Consider the following 6,263-nt stretch of genomic DNA (forward strand, 5'->3'; position numbering starts at 1 on the left):
GACCCCGCGCGAGAAGCGGCGGCGCCGGGCGGCCGGGCCGTGCGGCACCAGCGGGCCGGTCACGGGGTCCACGGCGCCGAGGACGGCGACCGCGGCGCGCCGGACCACCGTCAGCGGAGCCGGCGGCACCATCGTCGAGCTGCCCTGCTCGCTGCGGTCGAGGCCGGTGACGATGGCGCTCAGCCGGGCTCCGCGCGCGGCCCGGACCCCGATCGCCTCGGTCACGGTCACGCCGGCGACCCGGTCGTCGTCGAGCGTGGTCTCCCGGGTCGTGAACAACCCACGCCGCAGGTGCCAGTCCCCACCCGGCCCGGGCGGGCGCCGGACGACCTGGAAGGCCCAGTTCGTGACCAGGTAGCCCCCGACGGCGAGGGCCGACATGACCACCAGGGCCAGCACGACGCCGACCGGGACCAGCACGGCGAGGGGAAGCGTCGGACCGCTGAACGACTGGTAGTCCTCGGAGTCCACGTCCTCCCAGAACCCGATGATCTCGAGGAACTGGGCGCCGAGACCGAGTGCGGCGGCGGCGATCACGACACCGCTCCCGGTCAGCGGCGCGTACCTCAGCCAGGACGGTTCGAAGGCCACCACGACCTCCTCGGCCACCGGCGCGGCGCCGGACGCCTCCGGCGCGGCGTCGTCCGCGTGGCTCACCCGTAGCAGCCCCTCGCGCAGCTCCCGGGCCCGGGCGACGGGCAGGCCGTCGAGGTCGAGCTTCTCGTCGTCGCTCGTCGAGGCGGTGCCGGTCCCCACCCGCAACGTGGTCAGCCCCAGCGCCCGCTGGATCAGCGAGGAGGTCAGGTCGACCGTGCGGACCCGCTCGACGGGTGTGGAGAGCACGTGCCTGCTGACCAGGCCGCGGCGGAGCTCGACCCGGCCCGCCACCACCCGGAAGCTGGTCGTCAGGTAGCGCAGCAGTCCGATGCCGATGGGGATCACGATGCCGAACGCCTGCCACACCTGGCCGCCGGCGGCCTGGCCGGCGAAGAGGATGGCGATCAGGGCGGGCAGGAAGCGGATGACCTCGCGGACCGGGTGCACCAGCAGCATCCGCGGGTCGAGGCGCTGCCACTCCTGGTCCCGCTGGAGCTCGGTCACGTGGCGTCGCCCTCGACGGCGTCCGCCCTGAGGGTCAGCTCGTCGACGAGCCGGCGAGCGTCGTCCCTGTCCAGGCCCGAGATCCGCAGCGCCCCGGCGGCGGAGGCGGTCGTGACGGTCACCGTCGCGAGCCGGAACAGCCGCTCGACGGCACCTTCAGCGTGGTCGACGGTCTGGATCCGCGACATCGGCGCGATCCGGCGCTCCCGGGCCCACCACCCGGTCTGGGTGTAGACCGCCGTCTCGGTGACCTCCCAGCGGTGCACGAGGTAGCGCCACTGCGGCACGACCGCTGCCCAGGCCAGATGGGCCCCCACGGCCAGGGCGAAGACCCACCAGGGCACGTCGACCTCGTCGACGAGACCGTCGGCGACGGCCAGGACCGTGAAGGTCATGAGCGCCTCGACCAGCGCGGAGACCCGCCACATCAGTCGTGCTCGCGGGCTCACCCGGCGGGCCGGCTCCCGCAACGCTGGAGCGGCTGCCATGTCGCCGAATCTACGCGGTCGGCGTGGTCACCTCGTCCAGCCCACCCGGGTGACCGCCACGGTGGCCCTGCGGCCCAGCGTCAGGGAGAGCTTCCGCGCGGCGCTGACGGGCAGCAGCAGCGTGACGGTCCTCGTGCGTCCGGGCCGCACCGCGACCTTCTTCGTGCTCTTCCCGGCCGAGACCTGGAGCACCGTCGCGGCCGAGGCGCCGGAGACCGTGACCTCGACCAGGACCCGCTCGGCCATCGGGCTCACGCCCAGCTTCGCGGTCCGCCTCCCCTGGAACGTCGCCTTCAGCACCCTGCCGGACGCGGGGTAGGTGCAGGCCGCCGTGCGGACCTCGATCGCCCGCAGCCCCACGGTCGTCCGCCGCGGGTCGAGCACCATGCCGGGCGCCACGGCGCACTGGAACTCCTTGTCGATCGCACCGGCCTCCAGCACGACGACCCGGTGGCCCGGGTCGAACTTCGTGGCGCCCCGGGGCTGCACCTGCCCGGAGACCCGGGCGGTGCCGGTGACGACCACGCGGCTGGGTGCGACGGCGCCCTTCTTCGAGGGTGGCAGCGTCGGTCGGTAGATGCCGGCGACGTTGGCGACGTAGTCCCCGTCGACCCGCAGGACGCCGGTCGGCGTGACCACGGCCGGCCCGGCGTACAGGTCCCCGATGACCTGGCCGGTGCCGTTGATGCGGGCGCCGCTGACGAACGACGTGTACGGGACGTCCCACTCGGAGCGGCCCACGTGGAGCACCTCGCCGGACCCGCCGAGGTCGACCCACTTGATGAGCGCCGGGTCGCCGGTCCCGTCGCCGAGCCTCAGCTGCGCGGCCGACGACAGGCGGACCTCCCCGAGGGTCGTGCAACAGCCGCCCGAGGAGATCTTCCCGCCCGCCGGCACGTGCAGCGTGGACCCGTCGGGGACGGTGAGGCGGCTGTGGCCCTCCACGCGAAGGGTCGAGCCCGGCGTGCCTCCGGTGACGGTGAGCCCGCCCTTCGGCGTGAGGACGCCGTGCTGCCCGGGCACGTTGCGGTCCCAGTAGCTGATGCGGGAGGTGGTGCCGGCGACCGTCGCGACGGGCACGCCCGCGTCGACGGTGAGGTCGCCACGGATCGTCGCACCGGCCAGGCGCACCGCCCCGGCCCCGGTGATCCGGCCGACCCCGGAGGTGGTGGCGAACTCGCCGAGGGTCAGCACCGAGCCTCCGGCCAGCGTCAGCGTCTCCCCGTCGTCCAGGAACTTCATCGTGGTGTCGGGCCGTCGCGGGTCCGCCGCGACGAAGGCGTCGCCGTCGGTCTCGACGAGGTCCAGGGTGCCCCCGCCGGTGACCGAGGCGTCTCCGACGGTGCCGGTGGCGGCGTCCCCGCCGACCCGGACCGGGCCCCCGACCACCTCGAGGGTGTTGCCGGACGGCACCTCGACCTCTCCCGCCAGGTCCAGCCCGAGCTGGCGGAGGTGGGCGGTGAAGCCCGTCGCGCCGGCGAGCCGGAGCCGGCCGTCGACGACGACGGTCGACGTCGGGCCGGTGCAGCAGCGGCTGCCGAGGATGGACGCGCCGGTGTCGAGGTGGAAGGTGGCCGCGCTGCCGATCCGCAGGTTGCTGTCGAACATGAGGGTCAGCCAGGCCTGGTCGCCGGCCCCGAGTCCCAGCGGCATGTGCACGTCGCTCATGAACGTGAGCTCCTGGTCACCCCCGGCCCCGAAGGTGAGCGGGGTCTGCTGCGGGCTGACCAGCGACGGCAGGGGGTCGAGCGGCGGTGCGGAGACCGTCAGGTCGACGTTGATCGCGCCTCCGGTCCACTGGAGGTTGCCGACGATGACGTGGCTGTCCCCGGAGAACGCGACCGAGGTGCTCGGGTCGCCCTGGACGGTCAGCTGGGACAGCGTCACGTCGGGGACGTTCTCGATGTTGCTGTGGCTCCCTGAGGGGCGGGCGGCGAGCGACACCCCGTCGCCGTTGCCGGGGATGCCCTGCGGTGACCAGTTCTGCGGGTTGCCCCACTGCGGGCTCACGTCGCCCGTCCAGGTGTAGATCGTGGCGGCGTGCGCAGGCGCGGCGCCTACGACGATGCCGAGTCCGGTCAGGGGGAGCAGCACGGCGAGGGCGGCTGCGAGCGTGCGGGGGCGGGGGCTCCGAGAGTCCATCCCGCTAGGATCACCGCTCGGACGGGCCCTGGCATCAGGGTCAGTCCCTTACATCAGCACCGAGCCCGGGCCCGCGTGGGACTCAGTCCTTGAGCTCGCAGATGACCGCGCCGTTGGTGACGGTGGCCCCGACCTCCGCCTGGAGGCCGGTCACGGTGCCGGCCTTGTGGGCCTTGAGCGGCTGCTCCATCTTCATCGCCTCGATGACCACGACCGTGTCGCCCTCGGCGATCTCCTGGCCCTCCTCGACCACGACCTTCACGATCGTGCCCTGCATGGGGCTGGTCACCGCGTCACCGCTGGCGGCCGCCCCGGCCCGCTTGCCGCTCGCCCGCTTCGGCTTCTTGGCCGCCGCTCCGCCCGCCGCGACGGCGCCGAGGCCGCCGGGCAGGACGACCTCGAGCCGCTTCCCGCCGACCTCGACGACGACGGTCTGCCGCTCCGCCGGCTCCTCGGCCTCGGCCGCGTCGCCGCCGTGGGGCTGGATCTGGTTGTCGAAGTCGGTCTCGATCCACGTCGTGTAGACGGTGAACTCGCCCTCACCGGTGGGTGTGGAGGCGCCGACGTACGCCGGGTCGTCGACCACCGCACGGTGGAAGGGGATGACCGTCGGCATGCCGTCGACCACGAACTCGTCGAGCGCCCGGCGCGAGCGCTCCAGGGCCTGGGTACGGTCGCGGCCGCTCACGATCAGCTTGGCGATCAGCGAGTCGAACGAGCCGGGGATCGTCTCGCCGGTGTCGTAGCCCCCGTCGAGGCGCACGCCGGGGCCGCTCGGCGGGTGCCAGCGCGACAGCGTCCCCGGGGCGGGCATGAAGTTGCGGCCGCCGTCCTCGGCGTTGATCCGGAACTCGATGGAGTGGCCGCGGACCTCCGGGTCGCCGTAGCCCAGCTCCTCGCCGGCGGCGATCCGGAACATCTCGCGGACCAGGTCGATCCCCGTGACCTCCTCGGAGACGCAGTGCTCCACCTGGAGGCGGGTGTTGACCTCGAGGAACGAGATCGTGCCGTCCTTGGCGACCAGGAACTCGCAGGTGCCGGCGCCGACGTAGCCCGCCTCGCGCAGGATCGCCTTGGAGGCCTCGTAGAGCCGGGTCACCTGGTCGTCGGTCAGGAAGGGCGCGGGGGCCTCCTCGACCAGCTTCTGGTGCCGGCGCTGGAGGGAGCAGTCGCGGGTCGAGACCACCACGACGTTGCCGTGCTGGTCGGCCAGGCACTGGGTCTCGACGTGCCGCGGCTGGTCGAGGAACTTCTCCACGAAGCACTCGCCACGGCCGAACGCACTGACCGCCTCGCGGACCGCGGACTCGAAGGCATCGGCGACCTCCGACATCTCGCGGGCCACCTTCAGCCCGCGGCCGCCACCACCGAACGCCGCCTTGATCGCGATCGGGAGGCCGTGCTCCTCCGCGAACCTGACCGCCTCGTCGGCGTTCTCGAGCGGGTCCTTGGTGCCGGGTGCCAGCGGGGCGCCGACCTTCTCGGCGATGTGCCGGGCCCGGACCTTGTCGCCGAGGCTCTCGATCGCCGCCGGGGGCGGACCGATCCAGATGAGCCCGGCGTCGAGGACGGCCTGGGCGAACCCGGCGTTCTCGGCGAGGAAGCCGTAGCCGGGGTGCACCGAGTCGGCGCCGGTCTTGTGCGCCACCGCGACGATCTTGTCGATGTCGAGGTAGGAGTCGGCGGGCGTCGCGCCGCCCAGTGCGTGCGCCTCGTCGGCGAGCCGGACGAACAGGGCGTCGCGGTCGGGCTCGGCGTAGACCGCGACCGAGCCGATCCCGGCGTCCTTGCAGGCCCGGATCACCCGGACGGCGATCTCGCCACGGTTGGCGATGAGGACCTTGCGCAGGGGAGTCAACCGGCTCGTCTCAGGCACGACGGGCAGGTTACCGGTCCCGTGTCCGGCCCTTCCCGAAGGATCCATACTGGGGGACATGCGCTCCCGTTGTGCGGTCTACGTCGACGCGGGATACCTGTTGGCCTCGGCGGCCACGCGGGTGACCGGGACGTCGCTGCGCTCGGGCGTCCACGTGCTCTACGACCACCTGGTGAACGCGATCGTCGAGCAGGCCGAGGAGGCGAGCGGGCTCCCGCTGCTGCGGGTCAACTGGTACGACTCGGGCTCGCGCGGGGGCCTGCCCGACCCGTTCCAGGAGCAGATCGGCATGCTGCCCCGGGTCAAGCTGCGGCTGGGGCGGCTGTCCTACTCGGGCGAGCAGAAGGGCGTCGACCTGCGGATCGGGCTCGACCTGGTCATGCACGCCCGCAACCAGGCCGTCGACATGATCTTCCTGGTCTCCGGCGACGACGACCTGACCGAGGCCGTCGAGGAGGTGCAGGGGCACGGCATCCCCGTGATGCTCCTCGCCGCCCCCGACAAGGACGGCCGTCCGCACGCGGTCAGCCGGCACCTGCTGCGCGAGGCCGACGGCATCGTGACCATCAACCCCGACGCCATCGACATGTACGTCCAGGCCCGGACCCGGCCGGAGCCCGAGCCGGAACCGGCCGCACCCGTCGAGGAGCCGGTCC

Annotated in this window: 5 protein-coding genes; 1 reads left to right on the forward strand and 4 read right to left on the reverse strand. The window is 73.2% G+C overall.

What is annotated here, in order from left to right:
- The 4 genes from JHD21_RS19600 to JHD21_RS19615 form a co-directional block, all read right to left on the reverse strand.
- The coding region (locus JHD21_RS19600) for a PH domain-containing protein (RefSeq protein ID WP_292678685.1) at positions 1-1,101 on the reverse strand (1,101 nt) is incomplete at its 3' end.
- Positions 1,098-1,589, reverse strand: a complete 492-nt coding sequence (locus JHD21_RS19605) for a PH domain-containing protein (RefSeq protein WP_292678688.1) — start codon at positions 1,587-1,589, stop codon at positions 1,098-1,100. The genes JHD21_RS19600 and JHD21_RS19605, both read right to left, overlap by 4 nt.
- Before the next feature lie 27 nt (positions 1,590-1,616).
- Positions 1,617-3,731 (reverse strand): hypothetical protein, encoded by a 2,115-nt coding sequence (locus JHD21_RS19610; RefSeq protein WP_292678690.1) that lies wholly within the window; start codon positions 3,729-3,731, stop codon positions 1,617-1,619.
- An 82-nt stretch (positions 3,732-3,813) separates the two neighbouring features.
- The gene (locus JHD21_RS19615; RefSeq protein ID WP_292678693.1) at positions 3,814-5,607 is read right to left on the reverse strand and encodes a biotin carboxylase N-terminal domain-containing protein; all 1,794 of its coding nucleotides are present in this window, start codon (positions 5,605-5,607) and stop codon (positions 3,814-3,816) included.
- 58 nt (positions 5,608-5,665) lie between these two features.
- On the opposite strand from JHD21_RS19615, the gene JHD21_RS19620 reads away from it, so the two are divergent.
- A partial coding sequence (locus JHD21_RS19620; protein ID WP_292678696.1) for an NYN domain-containing protein occupies positions 5,666-6,263 on the forward strand: 598 nt, incomplete at its 3' end.

It is taken from the genome of Nocardioides sp. (genome assembly GCF_016462705.1).
Taxonomy (GTDB): Bacteria; Actinomycetota; Actinomycetes; order Propionibacteriales; family Nocardioidaceae; genus Nocardioides.